The organism is Streptomyces sp. NPDC041796, from assembly GCF_055590785.1.
Genome location: NZ_JBVJAH010000005.1, coordinates 246,733 through 272,134 on the forward strand (window position 1 = coordinate 246,733; position 25,402 = coordinate 272,134).

24 protein-coding genes and 1 pseudogene are annotated in these 25,402 nt (G+C 72.1%); 15 read left to right on the forward strand and 10 right to left on the reverse strand.

Annotation, left to right across the window (positions count from 1 at the left end; translation table 11 throughout):
- Positions 1-38 precede the first annotated feature (38 nt).
- Positions 39-1,328: a citrate synthase gene (locus tag ACZ6C1_RS11990; RefSeq protein WP_469240143.1), complete on the forward strand. Its 1,290-nt coding sequence runs from the start codon at positions 39-41 to the stop codon at positions 1,326-1,328.
- Between the two features lie 547 nt (positions 1,329-1,875).
- Here the strand turns inward: ACZ6C1_RS11990 and ACZ6C1_RS11995 are convergent.
- The 3 genes from ACZ6C1_RS11995 to ACZ6C1_RS12005 all read right to left on the reverse strand — a co-directional run bounded on the left by ACZ6C1_RS11995 (position 1,876) and on the right by ACZ6C1_RS12005 (position 3,510).
- Entirely contained in the window at positions 1,876-2,187 is a 312-nt protein-coding gene (locus tag ACZ6C1_RS11995; RefSeq protein WP_469240144.1) for a heavy-metal-associated domain-containing protein, read from the reverse strand.
- Between the two features lie 268 nt (positions 2,188-2,455).
- On the reverse strand, positions 2,456-3,175 hold the full coding sequence (locus ACZ6C1_RS12000; RefSeq protein WP_469240145.1) for a cation efflux transmembrane domain-containing protein: 720 nt from the start codon (positions 3,173-3,175) through the stop codon (positions 2,456-2,458).
- Between the two features lie 2 nt (positions 3,176-3,177).
- Complete coding sequence (locus ACZ6C1_RS12005) at positions 3,178-3,510, reverse strand: ArsR/SmtB family transcription factor (protein WP_469240146.1); 333 nt, start codon at positions 3,508-3,510, stop codon at positions 3,178-3,180.
- A gap of 108 nt (positions 3,511-3,618) precedes the next feature.
- Here ACZ6C1_RS12005 and ACZ6C1_RS12010 point away from each other — a divergent pair, with 108 nt between their 5' ends.
- Together ACZ6C1_RS12010 and ACZ6C1_RS12015 are read left to right on the forward strand one after the other, a co-directional pair.
- The gene (locus ACZ6C1_RS12010; RefSeq protein ID WP_469240147.1) at positions 3,619-3,750 is read left to right on the forward strand and encodes a hypothetical protein; all 132 of its coding nucleotides are present in this window, start codon (positions 3,619-3,621) and stop codon (positions 3,748-3,750) included.
- A gap of 118 nt (positions 3,751-3,868) precedes the next feature.
- On the forward strand, positions 3,869-4,606 hold the full coding sequence (locus tag ACZ6C1_RS12015; RefSeq protein WP_469240148.1) for a dienelactone hydrolase family protein: 738 nt from the start codon (positions 3,869-3,871) through the stop codon (positions 4,604-4,606).
- 200 nt (positions 4,607-4,806) lie between these two features.
- Here ACZ6C1_RS12015 and ACZ6C1_RS12020 read toward each other — a convergent pair whose 3' ends face one another.
- The 3 genes from ACZ6C1_RS12020 to ACZ6C1_RS12030 all read right to left on the reverse strand — a co-directional run bounded on the left by ACZ6C1_RS12020 (position 4,807) and on the right by ACZ6C1_RS12030 (position 6,838).
- Positions 4,807-5,391 (reverse strand): GNAT family N-acetyltransferase, encoded by a 585-nt coding sequence (locus ACZ6C1_RS12020; RefSeq protein WP_469240149.1) that lies wholly within the window; start codon positions 5,389-5,391, stop codon positions 4,807-4,809.
- Positions 5,392-5,498: 107 nt separating this feature from the next.
- Positions 5,499-5,696 carry a helix-turn-helix transcriptional regulator gene (locus ACZ6C1_RS12025; protein WP_469240150.1) on the reverse strand — a complete coding sequence of 66 codons (198 nt, stop codon included), beginning with the start codon at positions 5,694-5,696 and terminating at the stop codon, positions 5,499-5,501.
- Positions 5,697-5,923: 227 nt separating this feature from the next.
- Positions 5,924-6,838, reverse strand: a complete 915-nt coding sequence (locus ACZ6C1_RS12030) for a sugar phosphate isomerase/epimerase family protein (RefSeq protein ID WP_469240151.1) — start codon at positions 6,836-6,838, stop codon at positions 5,924-5,926.
- 125 nt (positions 6,839-6,963) lie between these two features.
- Between ACZ6C1_RS12030 and iolC the strand changes: the two are divergent.
- The 6 genes and pseudogenes from iolC to ACZ6C1_RS12060 form a co-directional block, all read left to right on the forward strand.
- A pseudogene (iolC, locus tag ACZ6C1_RS12035) lies at positions 6,964-7,902 on the forward strand (5-dehydro-2-deoxygluconokinase); the annotation flags it as partial.
- A gap of 377 nt (positions 7,903-8,279) precedes the next feature.
- Positions 8,280-9,164 (forward strand): Cgl0159 family (beta/alpha)8-fold protein, encoded by an 885-nt coding sequence (locus tag ACZ6C1_RS12040; protein ID WP_469240152.1) that lies wholly within the window; start codon positions 8,280-8,282, stop codon positions 9,162-9,164.
- Positions 9,165-9,193: 29 nt separating this feature from the next.
- Entirely contained in the window at positions 9,194-10,009 is an 816-nt protein-coding gene (iolB, locus tag ACZ6C1_RS12045; RefSeq protein ID WP_469240153.1) for a 5-deoxy-glucuronate isomerase, read from the forward strand.
- Positions 10,006-11,880 (forward strand): 3D-(3,5/4)-trihydroxycyclohexane-1,2-dione acylhydrolase (decyclizing), encoded by a 1,875-nt coding sequence (iolD, locus tag ACZ6C1_RS12050; RefSeq protein WP_469240154.1) that lies wholly within the window; start codon positions 10,006-10,008, stop codon positions 11,878-11,880. The genes iolB and iolD overlap by 4 nt, the downstream gene beginning before the upstream one ends.
- 22 nt (positions 11,881-11,902) lie before the next feature.
- Positions 11,903-13,405: a CoA-acylating methylmalonate-semialdehyde dehydrogenase gene (gene mmsA, locus ACZ6C1_RS12055; protein ID WP_469240155.1), complete on the forward strand. Its 1,503-nt coding sequence runs from the start codon at positions 11,903-11,905 to the stop codon at positions 13,403-13,405.
- Between the two features lie 61 nt (positions 13,406-13,466).
- On the forward strand, positions 13,467-14,165 hold the full coding sequence (locus ACZ6C1_RS12060) for a DUF4291 domain-containing protein (RefSeq protein ID WP_469240156.1): 699 nt from the start codon (positions 13,467-13,469) through the stop codon (positions 14,163-14,165).
- Here the strand turns inward: ACZ6C1_RS12060 and ACZ6C1_RS12065 are convergent.
- Positions 14,162-15,349 carry a S8 family peptidase gene (locus ACZ6C1_RS12065; RefSeq protein WP_469240366.1) on the reverse strand — a complete coding sequence of 396 codons (1,188 nt, stop codon included), beginning with the start codon at positions 15,347-15,349 and terminating at the stop codon, positions 14,162-14,164. The two genes, ACZ6C1_RS12060 and ACZ6C1_RS12065, sit on opposite strands and share 4 nt — an antisense overlap.
- 106 nt (positions 15,350-15,455) lie before the next feature.
- On the reverse strand, positions 15,456-15,887 hold the full coding sequence (locus ACZ6C1_RS12070) for a GNAT family N-acetyltransferase (protein WP_469240157.1): 432 nt from the start codon (positions 15,885-15,887) through the stop codon (positions 15,456-15,458).
- Positions 15,888-16,019: 132 nt separating this feature from the next.
- Between ACZ6C1_RS12070 and ACZ6C1_RS12075 the strand changes: the two genes are divergently transcribed.
- The gene (locus ACZ6C1_RS12075; protein WP_469240158.1) at positions 16,020-18,806 is read left to right on the forward strand and encodes an alpha/beta fold hydrolase; all 2,787 of its coding nucleotides are present in this window, start codon (positions 16,020-16,022) and stop codon (positions 18,804-18,806) included.
- Positions 18,803-19,672, forward strand: coding sequence for an ABC transporter permease (locus ACZ6C1_RS12080; RefSeq protein WP_469240159.1), 870 nt, complete (start codon positions 18,803-18,805; stop codon positions 19,670-19,672). Before ACZ6C1_RS12075 ends, ACZ6C1_RS12080 begins: the two co-directional genes overlap by 4 nt.
- 13 nt (positions 19,673-19,685) lie before the next feature.
- Here the strand turns inward: ACZ6C1_RS12080 and ACZ6C1_RS12085 are convergent, their stop codons facing one another.
- The gene (locus tag ACZ6C1_RS12085) at positions 19,686-20,315 is read right to left on the reverse strand and encodes a helix-turn-helix transcriptional regulator (protein WP_469240160.1); all 630 of its coding nucleotides are present in this window, start codon (positions 20,313-20,315) and stop codon (positions 19,686-19,688) included.
- Positions 20,316-20,654: 339 nt separating this feature from the next.
- Here ACZ6C1_RS12085 and ACZ6C1_RS12090 point away from each other — a divergent pair, with 339 nt between their 5' ends.
- The 4 genes from ACZ6C1_RS12090 to ACZ6C1_RS12105 all read left to right on the forward strand — a co-directional run bounded on the left by ACZ6C1_RS12090 (position 20,655) and on the right by ACZ6C1_RS12105 (position 24,409).
- Entirely contained in the window at positions 20,655-22,274 is a 1,620-nt protein-coding gene (locus ACZ6C1_RS12090; protein WP_469240368.1) for a vWA domain-containing protein, read from the forward strand.
- A gap of 188 nt (positions 22,275-22,462) precedes the next feature.
- On the forward strand, positions 22,463-22,924 hold the full coding sequence (locus ACZ6C1_RS12095) for an anthrone oxygenase family protein (RefSeq protein ID WP_469240161.1): 462 nt from the start codon (positions 22,463-22,465) through the stop codon (positions 22,922-22,924).
- 121 nt (positions 22,925-23,045) lie between these two features.
- Entirely contained in the window at positions 23,046-23,750 is a 705-nt protein-coding gene (locus ACZ6C1_RS12100) for a DUF4142 domain-containing protein (protein ID WP_469240162.1), read from the forward strand.
- 5 nt (positions 23,751-23,755) lie between these two features.
- On the forward strand, positions 23,756-24,409 hold the full coding sequence (locus tag ACZ6C1_RS12105) for a class F sortase (RefSeq protein WP_469240163.1): 654 nt from the start codon (positions 23,756-23,758) through the stop codon (positions 24,407-24,409).
- 12 nt (positions 24,410-24,421) lie between these two features.
- Here ACZ6C1_RS12105 and ACZ6C1_RS12110 read toward each other — a convergent pair whose 3' ends face one another.
- Positions 24,422-25,246 (reverse strand): metallophosphoesterase family protein, encoded by an 825-nt coding sequence (locus ACZ6C1_RS12110; protein ID WP_469240164.1) that lies wholly within the window; start codon positions 25,244-25,246, stop codon positions 24,422-24,424.
- Positions 25,247-25,402: the final 156 nt, after the last annotated feature.

Below are 25,402 nucleotides of genomic sequence, written 5' to 3' on the forward strand. Positions count from 1 at the left end.
CACCTCGAAGAAGAGGCACTACGTCGGTGAGGGATGACGTGAGCGACAACTCTGTAGTACTGCGGTACGCGGACGGTGAATACACCTACCCGGTGGTCGAGAGCACCGTCGGTGACAAGGGCTTCGACATCGGGAAGCTCCGAGCCCAGACCGGTCTGGTGACCCTGGACAGTGGATACGGCAACACCGCCGCCTACAAATCCGCGATCACCTACCTGGACGGCGAGCAGGGCATCCTGCGGTACCGCGGCTACCCCATCGAGCAGCTGGCCGAGCGCTCCACCTTCCTCGAGGTGGCGTACCTGCTGATCAACGGTGAGCTGCCCAAGGTCGACGAGCTGGCGGCCTTCCGGAACGAGATCACGCAGCACACCCTGCTGCACGAGGACGTCAAGCGGTTCTTCGACGGCTTCCCGCGTGACGCCCACCCGATGGCGATGCTGTCCTCGGTCGTCAGCGCGCTGTCGACGTTCTACCAGGACAGCCACAACCCGTTCGACGAGAAGCAGCGTCACCTGTCCACGATCCGGCTGCTGGCCAAGCTGCCCACGATCGCGGCGTACGCGTACAAGAAGTCGATCGGTCACCCGTTCGTCTACCCGCGCAACGACCTGTCGTACGTCGAGAACTTCCTGCGGATGACCTTCTCGGTGCCGGCCCAGGAGTACGAGCTGGACCCGGTCGTGGTCTCCGCGCTGGACAAGCTGCTGATCCTGCACGCGGACCACGAGCAGAACTGCTCCACCTCGACCGTGCGCCTGGTGGGCTCCTCGCAGGCGAACATGTTCGCCTCGATCTCCGCCGGCATCTCGGCCCTGTGGGGCCCGCTGCACGGTGGCGCCAACCAGTCGGTGCTGGAGATGCTCCAGGGCATCCAGGCCGCCGGCGGCGACGTCGACTCCTTCATCCGCAAGGTGAAGAACAAGGAGGACGGCGTCCGCCTGATGGGCTTCGGCCACCGCGTCTACAAGAACTTCGACCCCCGGGCGAAGATCATCAAGGCGGCGGCGCACGATGTCCTCTCGGCGCTCGGCAAGTCCGACGAGCTGCTGGACATCGCGCTGAAGCTGGAAGAGCACGCGCTCGCCGACGACTACTTCGTCTCGCGCAACCTCTACCCGAACGTGGACTTCTACACGGGTCTGATCTACCGGGCCATGGGCTTCCCGACCGAGATGTTCACGGTCCTCTTCGCCCTGGGCCGCCTGCCGGGCTGGATCGCCCAGTGGCACGAGATGATCAAGGAGCCGGGGTCCCGCATCGGCCGCCCGCGCCAGATCTACACGGGCGAGGTCCTGCGCGACTTCGTCCCCGTCGAGAGCCGCTGACGCGAGGCCGTCTCCTCGGGGCACCCGCCCGTCCGGGCGCGGCGCCCCGAGGCGCCGCCGGAGGTACCCGCACAGCAAGAAGCGCCCCGCCGCCGATCCCCCCACGGGTCGGCAAGCGGGGCGCTTCCCATATCCCGGAACGGATTCCCCCCACGGGATCCGGGTCCGGGCGTCTGCCGGGTTGCAGCAGAAGCTCGCGATGCGATCTGCCGGGGTACGTACGGGAGGGCCGCTCAAAGCTCCCCGGTGCACGTGCCCCGGCCAACGCTTGCCTGGGACGTCCCCCAAGACATCCCATGAACGTCCCCCAAGACGTTCTTGGCATCGCCCATTTAGACTCGCGAGCCGTCCAAATGGTTACCCCCAAATATCTGTGATCTAGGTCTCTTTGTGAAGGTCCTGTGAGTCACGTGAAGGTGAAATCACGTGGAGCTACGGGCCCGGGGACTGACAGTCACCGTCAAAGGCGGCAAAAGCCCCCGGCCGCTCCGGCCCACCCGGTTCGTCCGGGGGGCGGGGGCGGCGCCGGGGGCGCGGGTGGCGTGGGTCAGGCCTGGCCGGCGAGCTCGTAGCCCGCCTCGTCGACCGCCGCGCGCACCTCGGCCTCGTCGAGGACCGCCTCGGAGACGACGGTGACCAGGCCCGTGGCGGCGACCACCTTGACGGAGGTGACGCCGGCGATGCCGGAGATCTCCTCGGCCACGGCCCCCTCGCAGTGGCCGCAGGTCATGCCGCGGACCTCGTAGACCGTGGTGGTGCCGCCGGTCCGGACCTCGGCCGCGCTGTCATGGCAGGAGCCGGCGGGCGAGCAGCAGGAACCGGTGGCCTGGGGGAGCTCGGTCCTCGTCTCGGAGGTCATGGTGTTCTCCTCTTCGTTCGGAGTCGTGGTGCGGCAGGGGCGCACGGGAACGCCGTGGCGCCCTGACACACTCACTTTATACCCCTAGGGGGTATGAACTCCAGTGGTGTCGCCCCCGCGTGTCGGGGGTGACACCACTGGACGAGATCGCCCGCGGCAGGGCCGACCTCAGGCGGATCGGAACCCCATGGCCGACGCCGAGGAGCGAGACGGCCGAGCGCCCCGGCGTCGCGCCACGCCGGGGTCGCTCGAGGGGTGGGCGGGGCGGTCAGTGGCAGCAGTCGCAGCCCGGGCGACAGCCGCACGCGTCCGTCTCGGCACCGGCGGACGGCACCACCGCGGCGGTGGGAGCGCAGCAGCTCTTGCCCTGCCAGGCGTCCCGGCCCTCCTTGACCGCGATGACGGCGATGACCAGGGCGGCGACGGGGTCGGCCCAGGACCAGCCGAGAGTGGCGTTGAGGACCAGGCCGAGCAGGAGCACGGCCGACAGGTACGTGCACAGCAGGGTCTGCTTGGAGTCCGCCACCGCCGAGGCCGACCCGAGTTCGCGGCCCGCGCGGCGCTGGGCGGCGGACAGGAACGGCATCACCGCGAGCGACAGGGCGGCGATGACGATGCCAGGGACCGATCGCTCGGCTTCCCCGGTGCCGGTGAATGCCCGGACGGCGTCGACGGTGACGTACGCGGCGAGTGCGAAGAAGGAGACGGCGATGATCCGCAGGGTGCGCTGTTCGCGTGCTTCGCGGACGGCCTGCTCGGAGGCGGAGAACTGCCAGGCGACTGCGGCAGCGGAGGAGACCTCGATGATCGAGTCGAGGCCGAAGCCGATCAGGGCGGTGGAGGAGGCGATCGTGCCGGCGGTGATGGCGACGATCGCCTCGATGACGTTGTAGGTGATCGTCGCGCCGACCAGCAGGCGTATCCGCTTGGCGAGCGCTTCGCGGCGGGCCGGAGAGGGGCCGAGGGGCAGGGATATCTCGGCGGTCATGGTCAGCAGCACCCCTTCGTCTCGGCATCCGGGCAGGTGTGGTCGGTCTCGACGGCCGCCACGGCGGTGCGCAGGTCGTCCAGTGCGTGGCCGAGTCGTTCGTCGGCGAGCTCGTAGCGGGTGCGGCGGCCGTCGGGCACGGTGACGACCAGACCGCAGTCCCGCAGGCAGGCCAGGTGGTTCGACAACCGGGTCCGCGAGACGCCGAGCGCGTCGGCGAGGTCGGCCGGGTAGGCGGGGGCGTGACGCAGGGCGAGCAGGATGCGGCAGCGGAGCGGGTCGGCGAGCGCGCGGCCGAACCGGGCCAGCACCTCGATGTCGGAGGCAACAATCACCCCCCGACAGTACACGCGATCCTGAATTCACGAGAACGTGGATTGTAGCGATGGTCTCCGATCCTCCGGACCCGGCACCGGCCGGGAGCGAGGGGAGCGGAGACAGACATGAACGGCCACGAGAAGGAGCCGGCCGAAGCCCGGCGCGAACACCGGCAGCACACCTACGGCGCCCTGCCCGCCAGGCCGGATGCGCCGGACTCGGGTGTGACCGAGATACGCGCCAAAGGGGCAACGTGATGATCTTGAAGCGCTGAGCCGCCGGGCCCGTCCCGTATTCCAGAGGGGCACCCGTGCTGTTCTGCCGGCGGCAGAACACCGGCCGGACCGGGCTCGACGATCGCTACGGTCCAGTCTCATGACGAGGATGACGACGCGTACGGTCGAGTACCCGGCCGACGGTTTGACGATGATCGGGCACCTCGCGCTCCCGGCCGGTGTCGGCCGCCGGCCCGCGGTGCTGCTCGGACCAGAGGGCATGGGGCTCAGCGACGTCGAGCGTCGCCGGGCCGATGCTCTCGCCGAGCTGGGATATGTAGCGCTGGCCTTCGACCTTCATGGCGGGCGCTATTTGGACGACCCCGAGGAGATGCTGGCCCGTTGCATGCCACTGCTCGCTGATCCCGACCGGATGCGGGAGATCGGCCAGGCGGCACTCGACGTGTTGTGCACCGAGCCCCGGACCGACCCCGACCGGATCGCCGCCGTCGGATACGGAACCGGGGGCGCCGTCGGGCTGGAACTCGGGCGCGGCGGCGTCGACCTGCGCGCGATCGCGACAGTCAACGCAACTACCACGGGCCGACCGGGCGAGGCGGCGCGCATTCGCTGCCCGGTGTGGGCCGGGGTCGGGTCGGAAGACCCGATCATGCCGCCCGCGCAACGGAACGCGTTCACCGCTGAGATGCAGGCCGCGGGCGTCGACTGGCGCCTCGTGGTCTACGGCGGAGCCTTGCACGCCTTCCACCACCCGCCGGTCGACCACCCCGTGGTCCCCGGCGTCGGCTACCACCGACAGCATGCGCAGCGAGCCTGGCGCGACGTCGTCGACCTGCTCGCCGAGTGCCTGCCCCTGACGGAGGACCTGGGGGCATGACCCGGGCAAACATGCTGGTGCCAGGCCTGGTCGGCGTCGCGTACTGACGGTTGTGCGGTCGCGGAGACGTATGTCCAACTGCCGCAGTACATAGCGCATTTACCGTAACCCTGCGGGGCTCAGGAGAACTCACGGGATGTCGCACAGAAGGTGGTCTCGGCGTGAGCGGCAGGCCGGATCGCTTCCCGCCGGTCGGCCGTTCAGGAGGAGTTCGTCTCCGGGTGCCCCCGGTGGGTGGCCCACTCGCGGGCCAGGACGGACATGGAGAATGAATCGATCCACTGGCCCCGGTGCCACAGGGCCTCCCGCTCCACGCCCTCCCGGACGAAGCCGACCTTCTCGTAGACCCGGATCGCCCGTGGGTTGAAGGCGTAGACGCCCAGGGAGATCCGGTTCAGGCCCAGCTGCTCGAAGCCGTGCGCGAGGAACAACCGGATCGCCTCCGTGCCCAGGCCCCGGTTGCGCCCCCGGGGGCCGATGAGGGTGCGGAAGTTGCAGCTTCGGTTCGGCTCGTCCCATTCGTTGAAGACGAGTTCGCCCACCATCTCCCCGGAGGCCCGGTCGACCAGGGCGAGGTCCAGCCGGTCGGTCTGCGCGCCGCGCGAGCCGTACCAGGAGCGCAGGAAGTCGAGCGAGAGTGGTGGCTCGTCGGCAGGGGCGCCGGTGAAGGTCAGGACCTCAGGGTCGTTCAGCATCTCCGCGACCACGGCGGCGTCCTGCTCGGTGACCGGCCGCAGCACCACACGGGCGCCGGTGAGGGTGGGCTTGACGGAGAAGTCGCTCATCCGGCGATCTTCCGGGGCGGCGCGGAGCCCGGGCAAGGCATTTACGCGGCAGGCCCCGTACCTGACGGTGTACGGGGCCGAGTGCCGGGCCGGAGCGTCGCGGAAGGTCAGTTCACGCGGCCCCGGTTGCCGGGGCGGTTCGCCACCCAGACGCGAATGGTGTCCGGATACCAGTAGGGCTTGCCGCCCTCCACATGGTCGGGCTGCGGCAGCAGACCGTGCTTGCGGTACGAGCGGACCGTGTCCGGTTGCACCCGGATGTGCGCGGCAATCTCCTTGTAGGACCAGAGCTTTCTGTCCGTCATCCTTGGCACCTCCCTGCGCACGCCGCGGCGGCGGTCCGGTAGGACCGTCGGGGGAGCCGCGACGTCCACGCTGGCGATCACTGAGCCTGTGCCCGTTGAACGACACAGAGTGACGGACGGGAAGGGCTTGTTGAACGGCTGTGACCGAAGGTCCGTGTAACGCGGATATGCGTGACACGGCAGGGATCACTGTTACAGAGGGGGCGCTTTGGCGGTACGACCGGCGCTCACGCCCCGCATGAGCGCAGGAAGCGGCGGGTGCGTTCGGCGATGGGGAAGGGTTTGTCGGGCGGGCAGGGGTACATGTCCTGCTCGACGATGGCGAACAGGTCGACGTCCAGCGCCTGGGCGGCGGCCAGGACGGGTTCCAGGGCGGGGACGCCGGCCGGGGGTTCGCACATCACGCCGCGTGCCACGGCGGGGCCGAACGGGGTGCCCTCCGCGACCACTTCGGCGAGGATCTCGGGGTCGACCTGCTTGAGGTGAAGGTAGCCGATCCGTTCGCCGTACGTCTCGATCAGCTTGACGCTGTCGCCGCCGCAGTACGCGTAGTGCCCCGTGTCCAGACAGAGTGCCACCAGGTCCGGGTCGGTGGCGTCGAGGAAACGGCTGACGTTCTCCTCGCTGTCGATGTGGGTGTCGGCGTGCGGATGGACGACGATGCGCAGCCCGAAGCGGTCCCGTACCTCCAGGGCGAGGCGTTCGGTCAGGCGGGCGAGGTCCCGCCACTGGCCGGCCGTCAGGTTCCGGTCCTCCAGCACCTCGCCGGTCTTGTCGTCCCGCCAGAAGGACGGGATGACGACGAGGTGGTCGGCGCCCATGGCGCGGGCGAGCGCGGCGTTGTCCGCGACGTGCGCCCAGGTCTTCTCCCAGACGGCCTCCCCGTGGTGCAGCCCGGTGAAGACCGTGCCCGCCGAGACCTTCAGCCCGCGGCGGGCGGTCTCCTCGGTGAGCCGGGCCGGGTCGGTGGGGAGGTAGCCGTACGGCCCGAGTTCGATCCACTCGTACCCGGCCTCGGCGACCTCGTCGAGGAAGCGCTGCCAGGGCACTTGCCGGGGATCGTCGGGGAACCACACGCCCCATGAGTCGGGGGCGGAACCGATCCGGATACGGGACAGCGGCGGTGGTGACAGCGGCGTCATGGGGGTCAGCTTGGTGGCGGCCGGAGGAGGGCGTCAAGAGTTGGTCCGAATGTAAGGACAAAATGTTGACAGGCTTTCCCGGGACGGCTAGACCTGACCACGGTGCCGACGCGAAGGGGACATGGATGGCGACCGATCCGTACGACCTCATCACCATGGGGCGCATCGGGGTGGACCTCTACCCCCTCCAGACCGGCGTCCCGCTCGCCCGGGTCGAGACGTTCGGCAAGTTCCTCGGCGGCTCGCCCTCCAACGTGGCGGTCGCCGCGGCCCGCCTCGGGCGCCGCGCCGCGGTGATCACCCGCACGGGCGCGGACCCGTTCGGGGAGTATCTGCACCAGGAGCTGCGGGCGTTCGGTGTGGACGACCGGTGGGTGACGCCGGTCGAGGCGTACCCGACCCCGCTCACCTTCTGCGAGGTCTTCCCGCCCGACGACTTCCCCCTCTACTTCTACCGCCAGCCCAAGGCGCCCGACCTGGAGATCCACGAGCACGAGCTGGACCTGGCCGCCATCGCCGCCGCCCGGGTGTTCTGGATGACCGGCACCGGCCTGTCCGCCGAACCCAGCCGCACCGCCACGCTGGCCGCCCTCGCCCACCGGGCCAAGCGCGGCACCACCGTCTTCGACCTCGACTGGCGGCCCATGTTCTGGTCCGATGCCGACGGGGCCCGGTCCCACTACCGCGAGGCACTCCGGTACGCCACCGTCGCCGTCGGCAACCTCGACGAGTGCGAGATCGCCACCGGTGAGCGCGAGCCGCACCGCGCCGCGCGCGCCCTCCTCGACGCGGGCGTCCGCCTCGCCGTCGTCAAGCAGGGTCCCAAGGGCGTCCTCGCGATGACCGCCGACGGTGACACCGCCGACGTACCGCCCGTCCCGGTCGACGTGGTCAACGGGCTGGGGGCCGGTGACGCGTTCGGCGGGGCGCTGTGCCACGGCCTGCTCGCCGGGTGGGACCTGGAGCGGACCGTGCGGTACGCCAACGCCGCCGGAGCCATCGTCGCCTCCCGCCTCGCCTGCTCCTCGGCGATGCCGTTCCCCGAGGAGGTGTCGGCCACCCTGGACGGCACGCCCCCGCTCCCGCGCAGCGACACCCGCCCCGGCGCCGCCCGCCCCGCCGCCACCGCACCCCTCCGCTACGCCGCCCGCCCGAACGCCGACGCCGCCGCTCGCCGGGACGCCGACACCCCGGCCGCCCCCGCGGCCGCGCCCGCCTGCCCGGACGCTGAGTCCCCGGCGGCCCCCGACGCCACCGGCGCCGTCGCCCGTCCCGGCCCCGACGCCGCCCGCCCGAACGCCGACACCCCGGCCACCCCCCGCCCCGGCGCCGCCCGCCCCGACACCCCCGGCGCCGACCGCCCGGACGTCGCTCCCGGTGGCGCACGCTCCGAGCCGGCCGCCACGCCCGCCGGTGACACCGGTGCGGAAGGCGGCACGCCGTGACCGTCGACCTCGCGCACCTCGTCGCGGTGCGCACCCGGCATCCCGAGGCCGTCGCCGAGGCCGCCGCCCGCCGCGGGCGCCGACCCCTGATCGGCGACTCCGGCCGGCTCATGATCATCGCCGCCGACCACCCCGCCCGGGGCGCCCTGGCCGTGGGTGACCGGCCGCTCGCCATGGCCAACCGTCTCGACCTGCTCGAACGGCTGTGTCTCGCCCTCTCCCGCCCCGGCGTCGACGGCGTCCTCGCAACCGCCGACATCCTCGACGACCTGCTCCTCCTCGGAGCCCTCGAGGGCAAGGTCGTCATGGGCTCGATGAACCGCGGCGGGCTCGCCGGGTCCGCCTTCGAGCTCGACGACCGGTTCACGGGCCACCGGCCCGAGGACCTGGCCCGCCTCGGCTTCGACGCCGGCAAGCTCCTGCTGCGCATCGACCACACCGACCCCGGCTCCCTCACCACCCTCACCGCCGCCGCGCGCACCATCGACGCCATGGCCGCGCGGAGGCTCCCCGTCTTCGTCGAACCGTTCCTCTCCCGCCGCGACCCGGAGGACGGCCGGGTCCGCAACGACCTGACCCCCGAGGCGGTCACCACCTCGCTCGCCATCGCCTCCGGCCTCGCCGGCACTTCCGCGTACACCTGGCTCAAGGTCCCCGTCACCGACGACCCCGACGACATGGCGCGGGTCATGGAGACCACGACCCTGCCCGCCGTCCTCCTCGGCGGCGACGTGGGGCCCGACCAGGACACGGCGTACGAGAAGTGGCGGGGGGCGCTGAGCCTGCCGACCGTACAGGGCCTGGTCGTGGGGCGCTCGTTGCTCTACCCGGCGGACGGCGACGTCGCCGCCGCCGTCGACACGGCCGTGGGCCTGCTCTGAGGACCGGTCCAGGAGGGTACGGAGAGATCATGACCGACCAGCAGCTGCACGTCCCGAGCGGAGCGGCCGCCCGCGGGCCCTACGCCGTCGACATCGACCCGAAGAGGGCCGGCTGGGCCCATTCCGCCCTGCGCGTCCTCGACCTCGGCCCCGGCGAATCCCACCTCTTCGCCAGCGGTGACAGCGAGTGGGTCCTCCTTCCGATCACCGGCGGCTGTACCGTGCAGGTCGACGGCGAGTTCATCGAACTCCTCGGCCGAGAAAGCGTGTTCAGCGGCGTCACCGACTTCGCCTACCTACCGCGTGACGCCCACACCCAGATCGCCTCCGGCGCGGGTGGCCGCTTCGCCCTGGCAGGAGCGAAGTGCGAGCGACGACTCCCCGCTCGCTACGGCCCCGCGCCGGAGGTTCCGGTCGAGGCGCGCGGCAGCGGCACCTGCGCCCGCGAGGTGCGCAACTTCGCCGCCGCCGACACCTTCGACTGCGACCGGCTCATCGCCGTCGAGGTGATCACGCCCGGCGGCAACTGGTCCTCCTACCCGCCGCACAAGCACGACGAGCACCTCCCCGGCGAGGAGGCGCTGCTCGAGGAGATCTACTACTTCGAGATCGACGGCGACGGGCTGGGCTACCAGCGCGTGTCGCCCTCCCGTCCCGGCGGTGCCGACGTCCTGGCCGAGGTCCGCAGCGGCGACGCCGTCCTCGTACCGGACGGCTGGCACGGCCCGTCCATCGCCCAGCCCGGCCACGCCATGTACTACCTCAACGTCATGGCGGGCCCCGGCGACGAACGGGAGTGGAAGATCCGCTTCCACCCCGACCACCGCACGGAGGGATACCGATGAGCACCCGACGGCTCACGACGGCCCAGGCGCTCGTCGCCTTCCTCACCCGCCAGTACACCGAACGCGACGGCTCTCGCCACCGGCTCATCAGCGCCACCTGGGGCATCTTCGGCCACGGCAATGTGGCGGGCATCGGCCAGGCCCTCATCGAGTCGGCCGACGACATGCTGTTCCTCCAGGGCCGCAACGAGCAGGCCATGGTCCACGCCGCCGTCGGTCACGCCCGCCAGGCGAACCGCCTCTCCGCCCACGCCGTCACCACCTCCATCGGCCCCGGCGCCACCAACCTCGTCACCGGCGCCGCCCTCGCCACCATCAACCACCTCCCGGTGCTGCTCCTGCCCGGGGACACCTTCGCGACCCGCCCCGCCGACCCCGTCCTCCAGCAACTGGAAGTCCCCCACACCGGTGATGTGTCCGTCAACGACACCCTCCGCCCCGTGTCGAGGTACTTCGACCGGATCACCCGCCCCGAGGCGCTGATCCCCGCCGCCCTCGCCGCCATGCGCGTCCTCGCCGACCCGGCCACCACCGGCGCGGTCACGCTCGCCCTGCCGCAGGACGTACAGGCGGAGGCGTTCGACTGGCCCGAGGAGTTCTTCGCCGAGCGCGTCTGGCACGTCCGCCGCCCCCAGCCCGACACGGCCGAACTCGACGCCGCCGTCCGGGTGATCAGGGCGGCCGAACGCCCGCTGATCGTCGCGGGCGGCGGCGTCCACCACAGCCGCGCCGAAGCCGCCCTCCAAGAGCTCGCCGCCGCGACCGGCATTCCCGTCGCCTCCACCCAGGCCGGCAAGGGCTCCCTGCCGTACGACCACCCCGCCGACGTCGGCGGCGTCGGCCACACCGGCACCTCCACCGCCAACCACCTCGCCCGCACCGCCGACCTGGTGATCGGCGTCGGCACCCGCTACTCCGACTTCACCACCGCCTCCGCCACGCTCTTCGCCCACCCCGCCGTCCGGTTCGTCAACCTCAACATCACCGGCTTCGACGCCCACAAGATGGCGGCCCTCCCGCTGGTCGCCGACGCCCGCACCGGCCTGGAGCAGCTGGCTGCGGCGCTCGACGGGCACACCGTCCCGGCGGGGTACGGGAGCGAGTACGCGGCCCTCAAGGCCGACTGGGAGGCCCGCGTGACCACCGCGTACACCCCCGCCGGGGAGGACGCGCGCCCCACCCAGACCCAGGTCCTCGGCGCACTCGACACCCTGGTCGGTGGCGACGACATCCTGATCAACGCGGCCGGCTCACTCCCCGGCGACCTCCACAAGCTCTGGCGGACCCGCTCCCGGGACCAGTACCACGTCGAATACGGGTACTCCTGCATGGGCTACGAGATCCCCGCCGCCATCGGCGTCGCCCTCGCCGCCCCCGGCCGGCCGGTCTGGGCCCTCGTCGGCGACGGTACGTACCTGATGAATCCCACCGAAATCGTCACCGCTGTCCAGGAGAACGTCCCCATCAAGGTCGTCATCCTCCAGAACCACGGGTACGCCTCGATCGGCGGCCTCTCCGAATCCGTGGGCGCCGAGCGGTACGGCACCGCCTACCGCTACCGGGCCCCCGACACCACGTACACCGGCGACCCGCTCCCGGTCGACCTCGCAGCCAACGCGGCCAGCCTCGGGATGCGTGTGCTGCGCGCCCATACCGTCCGTGACCTGCGGGAAGCCCTTGCCGAGGCGCGCGCGGCGACCGTCCCCACATGTGTCTACGTCGAGACCGAAACGGCAGACACAGTGTCGGGCGCGCCCGCCTCCGAGGCATGGTGGGATGTGCCCGTGGCCGAGACCGCGACCCGCACGTCGGCGGTCAAGGCCCGTGAGGAGTACGACCGGCAAGTCGCAGCCCGACGCCGCCACCTGTGAAGCATCTGAAGGAGCTTTCGTCATGACGAAGACCGTCAACCACTGGATCGGTGGCAAGACCGTCGAGGGCACGTCGGGCAACTGGGGCCCGGTGACCGACCCGGCGACCGGCGCTGTCACCACGCGGGTCGCCCTCGCCTCCGCCGAGGAGGTCGATGCCGCCGTCGCCGCCGCCAAGGCCGCCTACGCGACCTGGGGCACGTCCTCGCTGGCCCAGCGCACCACCGTCCTGTTCGCGTACCGCGCGCTGCTCGACGCCCACCGCGACGAGATCGCCGCCCTGATCACCGCCGAGCACGGCAAGGTCCACTCCGACGCCCTCGGCGAGGTCGCGCGCGGCCTGGAGATCGTCGAGCTGGCCTGCGGGATCACCGTCCAGCTCAAGGGCGAGCTGTCCACCCAGGTCTCCAACCGGGTCGACGTCGCCGCCATCCGCCAGCCGCTCGGCGTGGTCGCCGGCATCACGCCGTTCAACTTCCCGGCGATGGTGCCGATGTGGATGTTCCCGCTGGCCATCGCCTGCGGCAACACCTTCGTCCTCAAGCCCAGCGAGAAGGACCCGTCCGCCGCCAACCTGCTCGCCGAGCTGGCCTCCGAGGCCGGTCTGCCCGACGGCGTCCTCAACGTCGTCCACGGCGACAAGGTGGCCGTGGACGCCCTGCTGGAGCACCCGGACGTGGCAGCCGTCTCCTTCGTCGGCTCCACCCCGATCGCCAAGTACATCCACACCACCGCCTCGGCCAACGGCAAGCGCGTCCAGGCCCTCGGCGGCGCCAAGAACCACATGCTGGTCCTGCCCGACGCCGACCTCGACGCGGCCGCCGACGCGGCCGTCTCGGCGGCGTACGGCTCGGCGGGTGAGCGCTGCATGGCGATCTCGGCGGTCGTCGCGGTCGGCGCGATCGGCGACGAACTCGTGGAGAAGATCCGCGAGCGCGCCGAGAAGATCAAGATCGGCCCCGGCGACGACCCGGCGTCCGAGATGGGCCCGCTGATCACCGCCGCCCACCGCGACAAGGTCGCCTCCTACGTCACCGGCGCGGCCGCCCAGGGCGCGGAGGTCGTCCTCGACGGCACCGGCCACACGGTCGACGGGTACGAGAACGGCCACTGGGTCGGCCTGTCGCTGCTCGACAAGGTGTCCACCGACTCCGACGCCTACCGCGACGAGATCTTCGGCCCGGTGCTGTGCGTGCTGCGCGCGGACACCTACGAGGAGGGCGTGCGGCTCATCAACGACTCGCCGTTCGGCAACGGCACCGCGATCTTCACCCGCGACGGCGGTGCCGCCCGCCGCTTCCAGCTGGAGATCCAGGCGGGCATGGTCGGCGTGAACGTCCCGATCCCGGTGCCCGTCGGCTACCACTCCTTCGGTGGCTGGAAGGACTCCCTCTTCGGCGACCACCACATCTACGGCAACGACGGCGTGCACTTCTACACGCGCGGCAAGGTCGTCACCACCCGCTGGCCCGACCCGTCGGAGGCCCCGGTGGGCGTGGACCTGGGCTTCCCCCGCAACCACTGACACCCCGGTCCCGGAGAAAACGGCTGGCCCCGACCGGGGCCGGCCGTCGATCCTTGCCGGGATGAACGACGACGAACCGAAGTACCGCATCCGCGCCCTCCACACCGAGGACACGATCACCGTCTACCAGGCGTACGCGCCCGGCATCGGCGGCCCCGCCGCCCGCACGGGCCGCTTCCCGGTCTCCTGGAAGCGGGACCGGATGACGTGGATCAAACCGAGCTTCCTGTGGATGATGTACCGCTGCGGCTGGGCGACGAAGGAGGGCCAGGAGACCGTCCTGGCCGTCGAGATCACCCGCGAGGGCTTCGAATGGGCGCTGCGCCACGCCTGCCTCTCGCACTACAAGAGGGGACTCCACCCCGACCAGGACACCTGGAAGCGGCGGCTGCGCCGGTCCCCGGCCCGCGTCCAGTGGGACCCCGAGCGTGACTGGCACCTCGCGCCGCTGCCGCACCGCTCGCTCCAGCTCGGCCTCGCGGGGGAGGCGTCGGCGCGGTACGCCGACGAGTGGACGGTGTCCATACGGGACGTGACGCCGCTCGCCCGCGAGATCCACGGGCTCGTCCGGGCCGGTGACCTGGAGGGTGCGGAGCGGCTGATGCCCGAGGAGCGCCCCTACCCGGCGGGTGCCGAGCTCCTCGGGCATCTCGTCCCTGAAGGGTCCTTGTCCCCTGAAGGGTCTGCGTGCCCTGAAGGGTCCGCGTACCCCGGAGGGCCTTCGTCCCCCGCAGGGGTTTCGTCCCCCGAAGGGTCCTAGAACCGCGAGTGGAGCAGCCTGTTCGGGGAGCCCGTGAGCGCGTTCTGCACCTTGCCGCTCGTGGCGTTGTTCACCAGTGCGGCGCTCACCTGCGCCGGGGACGCGGTGGGGTTCTTCGACAGGTACAGGGCGGCCACGCCCGCCGTGTGGGGCGCCGCCATCGACGTACCGGAGATGGTGTTCGTCGCCGTGTCACCGGTGCGCCATGCCGAGGTGACCTTCACACCCGGCGCGAAGAGGTCCACGCAGGTGCCGTAGTTGGAGAACGAGGCCCGGCGGTCCGCGTTGTCCGTGGCGCCGACGGTGATGGCCTCCGGGACGCGGGCCGGGGAGGTGTTGCAGGCGTTCTCCGGCAGGCCGAGGATGTTGCCGTTGCCCGCCGCGACGGCATACGAGACGCCCGACGCGATCGACCGCTTGACGGCGTTGTCGAGGGACGTGTTCACACCACCGCCCAGGCTCATGTTGGCGACCGCCGGCTTGACGGCGTTCGCCGTCACCCAGTCCACGCCCGCGATGACCCCGGCCGTCGTACCCGAGCCGTTGCAGTCCAGGACGCGGACCGCGACGAGCCTGGCGGCCTTCGCCACACCGTACGTCTTCCCGCCGACCGTACCGGCGACATGCGTGCCGTGGCCCTGGCAGTCCTGCCCGTTCTGCCCGCCGCCGACGGTGTCCGTCCCGACGACCGCCCGCCCGCCGAACTCGCTGTGCGAGGTGCGGATGCCGGTGTCGATGATGTACGCGTTCACGTTCGACGCCGTGGTGTCGTACGTGTACGTCGTCGACAGCGGCAGGCTGCGCTGGTCGATCCGGTCGAGACCCCAGGTGGCGTTCGCCTGGGTGGCGTTGAGGCGGACGACCTGGTTCTGCTCGACGTACGCGACCCTCGGGTCGGCGGCGAGCGCGCCGGCCTTCGCCTTCGACATGGTGGCCGAGAATCCGTCGAGCACGCTGCGGTACTGGTGCTGCGGGGTGACGCCGAGATCGGCGGCACGCGTCGAGCCGTCCTTGAGGACGACGATCCAGCTGTTCGGTACGGCGGTTTGCGTGGGGGCGAGACGGAGATCGCCGATCTGCGCGCCCTGCGCGGTGGGGGAGACGGCGAACTGCAGACCGGCCGCGAGGGCGACGGCGGGTATCAGCGCGCCGGTGCGGCGCAGGGCCATGGGACGCGGGGCCATGGGACGCCGGGGCCTGCGGGATGGGGCTCTCATCTCGGGGGCACCTGACCTTTCTTCCGGACGGGGCCCCACAGCGTCTCGACTGGTCATGTACCGCACAAGGTTGCTAGTCGGTCCTCCTCACTTCGTCGCCGAATTCCCACGTGAGCATGGCGAATTCTCCATCGTCACCGGCACCGGCCGAGCGATACGTCGCCAATGCCGGACCGTTGTCGGTGTCCACCCCGACCCACATGTCGTAGCAACCCCGCTCCCGGGCGACCGCGGCGAGCGCCTCCGTCAGTGCCCGGCCGATACCGCGCCTCCGGTACGCCTCGTCGACGGACAACTCGTACAGGCACATCTCCGTGCCCTTGTCCGGGTGCAGCATCTCGATACCCGACACCATCCCGGCCGGGACGCCGTCCACATAGGCGATGAGCATCAGATGCCCGGGCGCCGCGAGGAACCGCTCGGCCCACTCGACGCGCGCCGGGCCGTCGTAGAGGTGCTGCGCCCTGACGAGTTCGTCGACGGTCGTCGCACGGCGGATGTCCATCACGGTCTCCCTACGGGTCCTCGTGTACCGCGTCCGGTGTACGGCGACGGTAGTGCGTACGCCTCAGGAAGGCCTCCGAGTTCCGCCGTGCGGCAGCCGAGGCGGGGCGGCGGGCCGCTTAGGGTCTATGGCATGGAGATCCGAATTCCGCGCCGCGCCGCGGCCGCCACGGCCGCCGCCGTCGTGCTGCTCGCCGGTGCCGGCACATGGACGGCGGTGGCCTCGGACGACGAGCCCGGCCCGCGCCGCGAGGACCGGGTGCTGGAGATGCCGGGAGCGAGGATCGACACCTCGTTCTTCACCTCCGGCCCCTCCGGCGTACGCCGCCCCGCCGTGCTCCTCGGGCACGGCTTCGGCGGCAGCAAGGACGATGTGCGCGCGCAGGCCGAGAAACTCGCCCGTGACGGGTACGCCGTGCTGACCTGGTCCGCGCGCGGCTTCGGCGGCTCGACGGGACGCATCGGCCTCAACGACCCGGACTACGAGGTCAAGGACGTGTCGCGGCTCATCGACTGGCTCGCGAAACGCCCCGAGGTCCGCCTGGACGGGGCGAACGACCCGAAGGTGGGCGTCTCGGGCTCCTCGTACGGCGGGGCGATCTCCCTGCTGGCCGCCGGGTACGACAAGCGGGTGGACGCGATCGCCCCGCAGATCACCTACTGGAACCTGGCGGACGCGCTCTTCCCGGACGGCGTCTTCAAGAAACTGTGGGCCGGCATCTTCTTCACCACCGGCACGGTGGCATCCTCGGACCGGCCCCCGAGCCGCACGCCCGACGAGGGCGACCAGCCCCCGGGCCGCGCACCCGGCCAGGACGAGGCCACGGGCTCCGGGGCCGGAGGGGGAGGGACACGGCCGCCCCGTGCCGCCGCCCCGCAGGCCGCGCCCACCGCCGCCTGCGGCCGCTTCCAGGACGTGCTGTGCGCCATGTACGAACGGGTCGCCGTCACCGGAAAGCCGGACGCCGCCGCCCGGGCGCTGCTCGCGGCACGCAGCCCCTCCGCCGTCGGCGACCGCATCAAGGTGCCCACGCTCATCGTCCAGGGGCAGGCCGACTCCCTCTTCCCGCTCTCGCACGCCGACGCCATCGCCAAGGCCGTCCGCGCGGGCGGCGCACCCGTCGCCGTCGACTGGATCGCCGGCGGGCACGACGGCGGCGACCGCGAGACCGAACGCGTCGAGGCGCGTATCGGCGCCTGGTTCGACCGCTACCTCAAGGAGGACACCGGCACCGACACCGGCCCCGCCTTCCGCGTCAGCCGCACCGGCGGGGTCGACTCCACCGACGGCCAGGCCCGGCTGCGCGGCGCCACCGGCGACGCCTACCCCGGCCTCCGCAACGGCGACCGCACCATCGCGCTCACCGGCACCGGCCGCCCGCAGGCCTTCCGCAACCCCGCCGGGGCCACCCCGCCCGCCATCTCCGCCGTCCCGGGCGTCGGCGGCGGACTGTCGCAGCTTTCGTCGCTCGGCGTGGGCCTGTCGCTCGACTTCCCCGGACAGCACGCCCGGTTCGAGTCCCGGCCCCTCACGGCGCCGCTGCGCATCACCGGCTCGCCGACCGTCCGCGTCACGGTCACCTCCGACACCGGCGAGGCGGTCCTCTTCGGCAAGGTGTACGACGTCGGCCCCGACGGACGCGGGCAGGTGCTGCCCGCCCAGCTCGTCGCCCCCGTCCGCGTCGAGGACGCCCGGAACGGCAAGGCCGTGGAGCTCACGCTGCCGGCCATCGACCACGAGGTGGAGGCGGGGCACCGGCTGCGTGTCGTCCTCGCCGCCACCGACCTCGGATACGCGTCCCCGGCCACCCCGGCCACGTACACCGTCGACGTGACGAGCGGTCTGTCCGTACCGACCGCCCCCGCCGTACGCACCCAGGCCACCGGCCTGCCCTGGTGGGTGTGGGGCCTCCCGGCCGCCGGCGCCCTGATCGCCGCCGCCCTGCTGCTGACCGTCCGCCGCCGCACCACCGCACCCGCCCCGGACCCCGGCCTCGCCGGCGTACCGCTCCAGATCACCGGACTGACGAAGAAGTACGCCAAGTCCGCCGACCGGTACGCCGTGCGGGACCTGTCCTTCCGTGTCGAGAAGGGCCAGGTCCTCGGCCTCCTCGGCCCGAACGGCGCCGGCAAGACCACCACCCTGCGCATGCTGATGGGTCTGATCACCCCCGACGACGGTGAGATCCGGGTGTTCGGGCACGCGATCCGGCCGGGGGCGCCCGTCCTGTCCCGGGTGGGCGCGTTCGTCGAGGGCGCCGGCTTCCTCCCGCACCTGTCCGGACGGGAGAACCTGGAACTGTACTGGCGGGCCACCGGCCGCCCCGCCGAGGACGCCCACATCGAAGAGGCACTGGAGATCGCCGGTCTCGGCGACGCCCTCGCCCGTGCCGTACGCACCTATTCGCAGGGCATGCGGCAACGGCTCGCCATCGCCCAGGCGATGCTGGGCCTGCCGGACCTCCTCATCCTCGACGAACCGACCAACGGACTGGACCCGCCACAGATCCGCGAGATGCGGGACGTGATGATCCGGTACGCGGCGGGGGGCCGGACCGTCATCGTCTCCAGCCACCTGCTGTCGGAGGTCGAACAGTCCTGCACGCACCTGGTCGTCATGGACCGTGGCCGGCTCGTCCAGGCGGGCCCGGTCGCCGAGATCACCGGCGCGGGCGACACCCTGCTCGTCACCACGGACGGTGACGTGCCGGAGCCACTGGTCGACAAGATCGGCGCCATGCCGGGCATCGGCTCGGTGGTACGCACGGAAGGCGGCCTGCTGGTACGGCTGGACGGTGTCACCGCCACCGCCCTGATCACCGAACTGGTCCGGCTGGACATCCCGTTGACCGGCGTCGGTCCGCACCGCCGCCTGGAGGACGCGTTCCTCACCCTGATCGGAGGAGGAGGATCCGTATGAGCGCCCCCGCGACCGCCCTGGTCCAGTCCGCACCCGGCTACCGGGCCGCGCACACCCTGCCGCTGCGGGTCGAAGCCGTACGCCAGTTGAAGCGGCGCCGCACCCTCGTCATGGGGGCGATCCTGGCCGCCCTGCCCTTCGTGCTGATCGCCGCCTTCGCGATCGGCGGCGGCCCGGACGGGCGCGGCAACGACCGGATCACCCTCATGGACACGGCGACCGCGTCGGGCGCCAACTTCGCCGCGACCAGCCTGTTCGTCTCGGCCGGCTTCCTGCTGGTGGTGCCGGTGGCGCTGTTCTGCGGCGACACGGTGGCGTCCGAGGCCAGCTGGTCCTCCCTCCGCTACCTGCTGGCCGCGCCCGTGCCGCGCGCCCGGCTGCTGTGGTCGAAGCTGGCCGTGGCGCTGGTCTTCAGCGCGGCCGCGATGCTGCTGCTGCCGTTGGTGGCTCTGGCGGCAGGGACGGTCGCCTACGGCTGGGGGCCGCTGGAGCTGCCCACGGGCGGCTCCCTCGCCACTGCCGACACGGTGCCGCGCCTCGCGCTGGTCGTCGCCTTCATCTTCGTCTCCCAACTGGTCACGGCCGGGCTCGCTTTCTGGCTGTCCACCAAGACCGACGCCCCGCTCGGCGCGGTCGGCGGCGCGGTCGGTCTGACGATCATCGGCAATGTGCTGGACGCGGTGACGGCGCTCGGCTCCTGGCGGGACTTCCTGCCCGCCCACTGGCAGTTCGCCTGGGCCGACGCGCTCCAGCCCCACCTGGAGTGGGGCGGCATGCTCAAAGGCGCGGCGGTGTCCGTGACGTACGCCCTGGTCCTGTTCGCGCTCGCCTTCCGGGGCTTCGCCCGCAAGGACATCGTGTCGTAACCCCCTCGGGGCTTCAGAGCCAGCCGCGACGAGCCGCTTCCGCTCCCGCCCGGAAACGGCTCGTCGTGCCCAGGGCCGTGAGCAGCTCGCCCACGCGGCGGCTGTACGTGCGCCCCGATATGCCGAGCCGTGCGGCGGCCGTCTCATCGGTGAGCCCCGCCAGCAGGGCCTCCAGCACCGGCCGCAGGTGCGCGGGCAGCGCCCCGGGCGGCGCGGGCCGAGCCGGGACGTCCTCGCTCATCTCCCACCAGGCGTGGTGGGCCCGCACCAGGGCCTGCACCACGACCGGGTCGCGGATCAGCAGCAGCCCGTTGTAGAGCAGTTCCAGGTCGAGGGGGATGGCGGCGACCGCACGGTCCACCACGATCATCTTGAAGGGGATGGACTGCGTCAGCCTGGCCCTGCCCGCAAGACGCACCACCCCCGCCGCATCGGCTGCGGCGACCCTGGACAAGGCATGACGGGGCACGATCTGACGCACCGTCCCCACGCGCTCCGTCGCCGTGCGCACACAGGTGCCGACGAGCTCCAGGAAGGGCTCGGGGATCGGCAGGCCCAGGCATGCGGCCGGGTCGTCGAAGGTCAGCACCTCATGGCGGGCGGACTCGGTGAGCGCGGCGAGTGTCGCGCAGATCTGTCTCACCCCTCGCACCGGCTGTCCCGCCGGGCGCGGTGCCTGCTGTGGTGCGGCACGCACCGGTGTCGCCTCTCTTAATGCCGCTCGGCCGAGCACGGAGCCCGGAACGTTCGTCACGGCTGACCACCCCCGCCATCCCCTTGAACGCACGCAACTCCATGTACGCATGTGACTGCGCACGGTGACAAGACCCTGTTCAGCGGTTGGCGAGTCCAAGCCAAGCCCTGCGCCATGCCTCACCACCTGCTGGGCGTTGCCGCATTGAGACACATCCGCAACAGCTTCGTCTGCTCCTCCGGAGGCTTTCGAACGTCACATTCACCAGTGCCGACACTCCGCGTGGACATGCGGGACGCGGACCGAACATGGGGGGTTCGAGTGGAGACGTATCGATGGAGGACCGGCGGCAGGGCGCGCCGGGCCGCGCTCGCTGCGGCGCTCGCCGCCGGCCTGCTCCTCGCGGGCTGCTCCGGTGGCACCGGAACCGACCGCACCTCCGCCGCCGACGACGGCAAGCGCGCACCCGGCATGCCCGCGCCCGGCGCCCCCGCCCCGGCGCCCGGCGCGCGGGACGGCGAACAACGCCCCGGCGCCGACGGCACGGGGAGCGGCACCGGGGACGACAAGGCGCGCGAGGCCCCGCCCGCCGACTACCTGTCCACCTTCGCACTGGACGTCGACACCGCCTCGTACGGCTACGCACGCCGCACCCTCGCCGAGGGCCGGCTGCCCGCGGCGGACACCGTGCGCCCCGAGGAGTTCGTCAACAGCTTCCGCCAGGACTACCCGAAGCCCGGGGGCAACGGCTTCACCGTGACCGTCGACGGCGCCCGCACCCGGGCCGACGACTGGTCGCTCGTACGCGTCGGACTGGCCACCCGCCCCTCCGACCGGCACGGCGAACGCCCGCCCGCCGCCCTCACGTTCGTCGTCGACATCTCCGGCTCGATGGGCGAACCGGGCCGCCTCGACCTCGTCAAGGAGTCCCTGGGCGTCCTCACCGACCAGCTGCGCGACGACGACTCGATCGCCCTGGTCACCTTCAGCGACGAGGCCGAGGTCCGGCTGCCCATGACCCGTGTCGAAGGCAACCGCGACCGCGTCCACGACGTCGTCGACGGACTGGAGACCACCTCCTCCACCAATGTCGAGGCAGGCGTGACCACCGGCTACGACACCGCCGTCGAAGGCCACCGCAAGGGCGCCACCAACCGGGTCGTCCTGCTGTCCGACGCGCTCGCCAACACCGGCGAGACCGAGGCGGAGGCCATCCTGGACCGCATCGACGACGAGCGCCGCGAGTACGGCATCACCCTCTTCGGCGTCGGCGTGGGCAGCGACTACGGCGACGCGCTCATGGAGCAGCTCGCCGACAAGGGCGACGGCCACACCACGTACGTCTCCACCTCCGAGCAGGCCCGCAAGGTCTTCGTCGACCAACTGCCCGCCCACGTCGAGCTCCGCGCCCGGGACGCCAAGGCGCAGGTGGCGTTCGACCCGAAGACGGTGGAGACGTTCCGGCTCATCGGGTACGAGAACCGGGAGGTCGCCGACGAGGACTTCCGCGACGACCGGGTGGACGGCGGCGAGGTCGGCCCCGGTCACCAGGTGACCGCGCTGTACGCCGTGAAGACCCGGCCCGGCGCCCTCGGCCGGAGCGGCCACCTGGCCACCGCGACCGTCCGGTGGCTCGACCCGGCCTCGCGTGCCCCGCACGAGCGGTCCGGCTCGCTGGAGTCGGGTGCCCTGGGGGCCGGCCTGTGGGACAAGGGCACCAAGCCGGGCCTCCGGGTCGCCGCCGTGGCCGCGTACTTCGCCGACTCGCTGCGCGGCGGTGAGCTGCCGGGCGCGCCCACCCGGGGGGAACTCGCCGAGCGGGCGGGCGAGCTGGCCCGTACCACCGAGTCCGCGGTGGTGACGGAGCTGGCCGAGTCGATCCGCCGGGCGAACCGCCTCCGGGACTGAGCCGGCTCAGGGACGGAGCGGCGCCCGGTCCGTCCGGGTCCGGTCCGTCCGGTACCGGGTCCGGTCCGTCCGGCCGCTCCCCGGTTTGTCCGGTCCGGGGAGCGGTCCGGGAACCGCTCCGGGGACAGGTTCACGAGGAAGATCCCCAAGGACTCACACGGGGCGGGAGCGGCTGCCATGATGACCGCATGCCGTCGCTGCTGCTCGCCCTCGCGATCGTCTCCACCGGTCTGTACGCGGGTTTCATGCTGATCTTCCTGACCGGCATCATGCCCGCGCTGGCCAGGCTGACGGACGAGCAGTTCGTGACGGCCATGCGGCGGGTCAACGAGTACGTCCCCCGCGCGGTCTTCCTCACCGTCTTCGCGGGCGTGGTGGTCTTCCCGGCCCTGGCCCTCGCCGTTCCGGTCGGGGGCCGGTCGGACGGCGGGCGGTGGCTGATCGTCGCCGGGCTGGTCTGCGCCGTGCTCAATCACCTGGTCACCATGGCCGGGAACATCCCGCTCAACAACGCGCTCGCCGCGTCCGAGGGCAGCGAACCCGGACCCGTGCGAGAGGCGTTCGAGTCCCGCTGGAACCGCCTGCACCTGGTTCGTACGCTGCTGATCACGGCGTCCTTCTCCCTGCTGGTCGCCGCCTCGCTCGCCTGACCGGGCGTGCGCCGTTTGCAGTAGGGCCGGTGGCGGGCGGTACCGGTCCGTGTCCGGATGGTGAGGTGACCCTGCGACGTGAGGGTCACGCCACCGACCGACGAGAAACGGACGACGAATCGTGACCCGCACCCACCGCTGGGCCGCCACGGCCTTCACCTGCCTCGCCCTGACCGGCATAGCCGCCGGTCCGGCCTTCGCCACGGCGTCCGCCGACGGCCCCGGCCTCGCCACCGACGCGGCGTTCCTCCGCGCCTCCCACCAGGGCAACCTGACCGAGATCGCGGCGGGGAAGGACGCCCAGAAGAACGCCACCACCGCCTGTGTGAAGCACGTGGGCAAGGTGCTCGTCCGCGACCACACCAAGCTCGACGCGGACACCAGGGCCCTCGCCGACAAGCAGGGCGTCGACCTTCCCGTCGCACCCTCGAAGGAACAGCAGGACATGCTCGCCGCCATCATGGCCAAGGCGGGCACCAAGGCCTACGACAAGGCCTGGCTCGATGCCCAGGCCGCCGCCCACGAGAAGACCCTGGCGCGGATCGACAACCAGATCGCCCACGGCAAGAACGCCGAGGTGACCGCTTCGGCCAAGGCCGCCCGTCCGGTCGTCGCCATGCACCTGGACATGGTGCGCGGGGGTGAGTGCCACGCCGCCGCGGCACCGAAGGCCATCCACGCCGGCAACGGAGGCCAGGTGGCGTCGTCCCTGGCGGCCGATGTCCCCGTCGCGCTCGCCGTGCCCGCGGTGGCGGTCGGCGGCATCCTGGTGGCCGGGGGAGCCTTCTGGGCCGCCTCCCGCATGCGCCGCAACGACAACCGCTGACACCGGTGGGCGCGTGGCCGCGTGCTGAGCCCGGTCCGGACCGCGCACTGGTCAGGACCGGGATCGCGGCGGTCGCCACGGCGGCCGTCGCGTGCCTCTTCCCCTTCTTCCCGGCTCCCGCCGGGGCGCCGGACGCGGGCACCCTGCCCGGTTCGGCCGCCGCGCCTCCGGCAGCGTCGGGCAGGGCGCCGGCGGCCGGAAGGGTGCCGGCGTACTCCCCGCCCGTGTCCCTCGGCATCCCCGGCCACCTGCGCCCCACACCCGTGGACCCGGTCACCGCCGACGCGGCAGGGGTCATGGCCGTGCCCGCCTCCCCCGCCCGGCTGGGCTGGTGGGCTCTCGGCGCGTCGCCCGGCGCCGCGCGCGGCACCGTCCTGCTGGCCGGCCACCTCGACTCGGCCGCCGAGGGCGCGGGTCCCTTCGAGGTCCTGCACGACGTGCCCATGGGCACCCGCGCCCACGTCACCACGGCGGACGGCACACGCCACACCTACAAGATCGTCGCTCGCCGCACCCATGCCAAGAAGGCCCTGCCACCGGACCTGTTCACACCCCGTGGCGCCGCCCGGCTGGCCCTGGTCACCTGCACCGGTGACTTCGACCCCGACGCGCACGCGTACGCCCAGAACCTGGTGCTCTACGGGGAGCCGGTCCGGTAGTACGTGCGGGCGTCAGTCCCGTCCGGGGAGCACCACGGACAGGTCCGGCCGGACCGGCCGGGGCCGCCACTCGCGCGGGTAGCCGACGGAGACCTCACGGAAGGGCACCCCGTCGTGCCAGGTGGTGCGCGGGATGTGCAGGTGCCCGTAGACGACGGCCTTGGCCCGGAAGCGGCGGTGCCAGTCGGCGGTGGCCTCCGTGCCGCACCACAGCGCGAACTCGGGGTGGCGCAGGATGTACGTGGGGTCGCGCACCAGCGGATAGTGGTTGACGAGGACGGTGGGCAGAGCGGGGTCGATGGCCGCCAGCCGCTCCTCGGTGATCCTCACCCGCTCCCGGCACCAGTCGCCGCGACCGGCGTACGGGTCGGGGTGCAGCAGGAACTCGTCCGTGCACACGACGCCCGCCCGGTGCGCCACGGCCAGGGCCTCCTCCTCGGTCACCGTCCCCGCGGGGCGGAACGTGTAGTCGTACCCCACGAACAGGGGCGCCACGACGACCGGCCCGTCCGGCCCCTCCCAGACGGGGTACGGGTCCTCCGGTGTGATGACCCCGAGTCCCCGGCACAGCTCGACCAGGTGCTCGTACCGCCGTACGCCACGCTCCTGCACGGGATCGGTGCCCACGGTCCACAGCTCGTGGTTCCCCGGCGCCCACACCACGGTGCGGAAGCGGTCGCGCAGCAGGGACAGCGCCCAGTCGATGTCCTTGGTCAGCTCGCCGACGTCACCGGCTACGAGCAGCCAGTCGTCGTCCGTCCTCGGCCGCAGACCTTCGACGATGCCGCGGTTGTCCGCATGCCGCACATGCAGATCGCTGATGGCGAGCAACGACACCTGTACCTCCGGGAGCCACGCGGGAAAAGGAAGGACGGCACGGCGGCACGGCACCGGCATCCGGCACGCCTCCGGCCGGGAACGGCCCTGCCGGACCAGCGGCCGGGCTGCCCGTACCCCACGCCGCACCCCTGGGCCGCGGCACCGACGTCGTCC

Bases quoted from the DNA above. Each gene is read 5' to 3' on its own strand.
- ACZ6C1_RS11995 (WP_469240144.1), bottom strand. From the start codon at position 2,187: ATGACCTCCGAGACGAGGACCGAGCTCCCCCAGGCCACCGGTTCCTGC.
- ACZ6C1_RS12000 (WP_469240145.1), bottom strand. From the start codon at position 3,175: ATGACCGCCGAGATATCCCTGCCCCTCGGCCCCTCTCCGGCCCGCCGC.
- ACZ6C1_RS12010 (WP_469240147.1), top strand. From the start codon at position 3,619: ATGAACGGCCACGAGAAGGAGCCGGCCGAAGCCCGGCGCGAACACCGG.
- ACZ6C1_RS12015 (WP_469240148.1), top strand. From the start codon at position 3,869: ATGACGAGGATGACGACGCGTACGGTCGAGTACCCGGCCGACGGTTTG.
- ACZ6C1_RS12020 (WP_469240149.1), bottom strand. From the start codon at position 5,391: ATGAGCGACTTCTCCGTCAAGCCCACCCTCACCGGCGCCCGTGTGGTG.
- ACZ6C1_RS12025 (WP_469240150.1), bottom strand. From the start codon at position 5,696: ATGACGGACAGAAAGCTCTGGTCCTACAAGGAGATTGCCGCGCACATC.
- ACZ6C1_RS12030 (WP_469240151.1), bottom strand. From the start codon at position 6,838: ATGACGCCGCTGTCACCACCGCCGCTGTCCCGTATCCGGATCGGTTCC.
- iolB (WP_469240153.1), top strand. From the start codon at position 9,194: ATGACCGACCAGCAGCTGCACGTCCCGAGCGGAGCGGCCGCCCGCGGG.
- iolD (WP_469240154.1), top strand. From the start codon at position 10,006: ATGAGCACCCGACGGCTCACGACGGCCCAGGCGCTCGTCGCCTTCCTC.
- mmsA (WP_469240155.1), top strand. From the start codon at position 11,903: ATGACGAAGACCGTCAACCACTGGATCGGTGGCAAGACCGTCGAGGGC.
- ACZ6C1_RS12060 (WP_469240156.1), top strand. From the start codon at position 13,467: ATGAACGACGACGAACCGAAGTACCGCATCCGCGCCCTCCACACCGAG.
- ACZ6C1_RS12065 (WP_469240366.1), bottom strand. From the start codon at position 15,349: ATGGCCCCGCGTCCCATGGCCCTGCGCCGCACCGGCGCGCTGATACCC.
- ACZ6C1_RS12070 (WP_469240157.1), bottom strand. From the start codon at position 15,887: ATGGACATCCGCCGTGCGACGACCGTCGACGAACTCGTCAGGGCGCAG.
- ACZ6C1_RS12075 (WP_469240158.1), top strand. From the start codon at position 16,020: ATGGAGATCCGAATTCCGCGCCGCGCCGCGGCCGCCACGGCCGCCGCC.
- ACZ6C1_RS12080 (WP_469240159.1), top strand. From the start codon at position 18,803: ATGAGCGCCCCCGCGACCGCCCTGGTCCAGTCCGCACCCGGCTACCGG.
- ACZ6C1_RS12090 (WP_469240368.1), top strand. From the start codon at position 20,655: ATGCGGGACGCGGACCGAACATGGGGGGTTCGAGTGGAGACGTATCGA.
- ACZ6C1_RS12095 (WP_469240161.1), top strand. From the start codon at position 22,463: ATGCCGTCGCTGCTGCTCGCCCTCGCGATCGTCTCCACCGGTCTGTAC.